The organism is Hydrogenophaga sp., from assembly GCF_018780385.1.
Classification (GTDB): domain Bacteria; phylum Pseudomonadota; class Gammaproteobacteria; order Burkholderiales; family Burkholderiaceae_C; genus Hydrogenophaga.
The window spans coordinates 1-2,545 of record NZ_JADMJO010000127.1 but is presented as its reverse complement, the minus strand read 5'-3'; the positions used below and the strand labels follow the sequence as shown (position 1 = coordinate 2,545).

At 56.6% G+C, this 2,545-nt stretch carries 6 protein-coding genes and 1 pseudogene; 6 read left to right on the top strand and 1 reads right to left on the bottom strand.

Annotation, left to right across the window (positions count from 1 at the left end; genetic code table 11):
• Positions 1-248: 248 nt before the first annotated feature.
• The 3 genes and pseudogenes from IV113_RS26315 to IV113_RS24065 all read left to right on the top strand — a co-directional run.
• Positions 249-305: pseudogene (locus tag IV113_RS26315) on the top strand (hypothetical protein); the annotation flags it as partial.
• Positions 284-520 (top strand): copper-binding protein, encoded by a 237-nt coding sequence (locus tag IV113_RS26310; RefSeq protein ID WP_363318659.1) that lies wholly within the window; start codon positions 284-286, stop codon positions 518-520. The pseudogene IV113_RS26315 and the gene IV113_RS26310, both read left to right, overlap by 22 nt.
• Positions 521-732: 212 nt before the next feature.
• Positions 733-1,143, top strand: a complete 411-nt coding sequence (locus IV113_RS24065) for a DUF305 domain-containing protein (RefSeq protein WP_291090653.1) — start codon at positions 733-735, stop codon at positions 1,141-1,143.
• Positions 1,144-1,197: 54 nt separating this feature from the next.
• On the opposite strand, the gene merR is transcribed toward IV113_RS24065, so the two are convergent.
• Entirely contained in the window at positions 1,198-1,632 is a 435-nt protein-coding gene (gene merR, locus IV113_RS24060) for an Hg(II)-responsive transcriptional regulator (protein ID WP_291090651.1), read from the bottom strand.
• A gap of 42 nt (positions 1,633-1,674) precedes the next feature.
• Here merR and merT point away from each other — a divergent pair, with 42 nt between their 5' ends.
• The 3 genes from merT to IV113_RS24045 form a co-directional block, all read left to right on the top strand.
• Positions 1,675-2,064, top strand: coding sequence for a mercuric ion transporter MerT (gene merT, locus IV113_RS24055; protein ID WP_291090649.1), 390 nt, complete (start codon positions 1,675-1,677; stop codon positions 2,062-2,064).
• 13 nt (positions 2,065-2,077) lie between these two features.
• On the top strand, positions 2,078-2,359 hold the full coding sequence (gene merP / locus IV113_RS24050) for a mercury resistance system periplasmic binding protein MerP (protein ID WP_291090647.1): 282 nt from the start codon (positions 2,078-2,080) through the stop codon (positions 2,357-2,359).
• Positions 2,356-2,545, top strand: a 190-nt coding sequence (locus IV113_RS24045) for a GDCCVxC domain-containing (seleno)protein (protein ID WP_291090645.1), incomplete at its 3' end; no start/stop codon positions are given. The genes merP and IV113_RS24045, both read left to right, overlap by 4 nt.

Genomic DNA, 2,545 nt, shown 5'->3' with positions numbered 1-2,545 from the left:
GCGTCGTTGATTTCGCCTGCCTTCACCCCGGGCACTACGACGCCGGCATGAAGGGGCAGATCAAAGTGACCACCAAATAAGCCGACAAACCACCATTCTTGCAACCCACAGACACACCTGATTGAAGGAACATTTCATGAAAACACTGAACCTGAGTCTGGCCGCATCAGCGGTCGCCCTTTCCTTTGCCTTCGCTGGACCCGCGCTGGCTCAAATGACCATGGACCAAGGAAAGATGGGAATGGACCAAGGAAAGATGGGAATGGATCAGGGCAAGATGGGCATGGCGGCGACACCCGGCATGACCGACGGCGAAATTCGCAAGATCGACAAGGAAAACGGCAAGGTCACGATCAAGCATGGCGAGATCAAGCACATGGACATGCCTCCGATGTCCATGGTGTTCAACGTCAAGGACAAGGCCATGCTGGACAAGGTCCAGGTGGGCGAGAAGATTCAGTTCATCGTCATTCAGGACGCCGGCAAGATGGTCGTCACCGACATCAAAGCGATGAAGTGATTTAACCAATCCGACCCAATGGGTCGGTTGTGGTGAAGGGATCGGTTGTGATGACCGATCCCTTTTTTGTATGGGTGACGTCCTCCCTGCTGTGTGAAACCGATCCGACACAGCCTCGCAACCCATGGGCAGGCGTACGTTGGCGCACAGTCAATCCAAGCATCGTTGTCGATGATGGTGAACCCGCCTTCAGGTAGCTTCTAGGAAGTCACATGAATCATCAATCCACCACAAAACGCTTCACCACTGTCCCTGTCAAGGCTCTGTGCGCCGTTTCGCTGACTGTGCTCATGTCGATGTCGGCGCATGCTCAGTCCACGCCAGCCACAGGCTCAGCGACGATGCCCATGTCCGATATGCACAAAGGCGCCACAGGTGCACACGACATGAAAGGTTCCATGATGATGGGCATGGAGCAAATGCAAAAGATGCCCATGTCGGGCAACACCGACAAGGACTTCGCGATGATGATGAAAATTCATCACCAGCAAGCTTTGAACATGGCCGAGATGCAGCTCAAGACCGGTAAGTCACCCGAGATGAAGGCCATGGCAAAACAGATCATCGTGGCGCAAAAGAAAGAGATCGCTCAGTTCGACAAGTGGCTCGCCAAGCAGAAGTGATCTGTGTGGCAAGGGCAAAGCGGCGGTGCTGCTGACATACGCATAAGCGCTGGCTCAGGCACTCAACGAAGCGTCGGTCTTCAAGGCTGCAATCAGCGGGCATCGCACCTTGCCCCTGGATGCTCCGCAGAGTCGAATCAATCCCTCAAGCACTCTTTCAATCCGGTGCAGGTCCTCAAGCCTGCTCTTCACATCCGCGAGCTTGGTCTGTGCTTTGGTTCGGGCTTGGACACAGCTGGCGCCATCGTCGAGTTGCAGCAGCTCGGCTATCTCGTCCAGGCTGAATCCGAGGCGCTGCGCCGACTTGATGAAATGAAGGCGAGAACGGTCAGCTTCTGCGTAGCGGCGAATCCCGCTGGATGGGCGGAGCGGCTCAGGCATCAATCCCTTTCGCTGATAAAAGCGGATGGTCTCCACATTGACTTCGGCTGCCTTGGCCAATCCGCCAATCGTCATGTTGGAGGCGGAAGGTGTGTGGATATCGCTCATGTCACTTGACTCCGTACTTGGGTACGGCTTTAAGGTTATCTCATGCCAGCGCACTCCACCACCCCGAGCACACCCAACTCCAGTCCCGCTACCGAACAGGGGGGCAAAGCCCTCCTGGCTGGTGGTCTTGCAGCCCTCTTTGCATCGGCCTGCTGCCTGGGCCCACTGGTGTTGATCCTGGTGGGCATCTCAGGCGCCTGGATCAGCCATCTCACGGCCTTGGAGCCCTATCAACCGCTGTTCATGGGTGTATCGCTGGCGGCGCTGTTCTTTGCGGCAAGAAGCATCTGGAGGCCAGCGGCTGCCTGCGAACCAGGTCAAGTGTGTGCGATTCCCCGCATCAACCGCATCTACAAACTGCTGTTCGGTGTCGTGGTGCTGCTGCTCGCCACCGCAATGACATTTCCGCTGATAGCTCACTGGTTCTATTGATGAAGGCCTGGCTGTGAAACACATCTTGATCGCTGTGGGAATTGTGCTGAGTCCGCTTGCATGGGCAGCGCAGAAAACCGTCACTCTATCCGTCCCCGGTATGTCCTGCGCCACTTGCCCGATCACGGTCAAGAAGGCGTTGACGAAACTGGGTGGAGTGGTCGACGTGAAGTCCAATCTGGGCAGGCGGGAGACCTCGGTGGTTTATGACGACACCCAGGTTTCATTGGACGCTCTGACCCGGGCGACCAAGGACGCTGGCTTCCCGTCAACCGTCACGGGAGTCAAGCCTTGACCGAAGTGCTCCTGACGTCGGTGTTGACCTGTCCTGAGTGTGGACACGCAAGGGCTGAAGTCATGCCCACCGATGCTTGCCAATGGTTGTATGAGTGCGAAGACTGCCACGCGATCCTTCGGCCGAAGACGGGTGACTGCTGCGTGTTCTGCAGTTACGGAACGGTGCCATGTCCACCGATTCAAG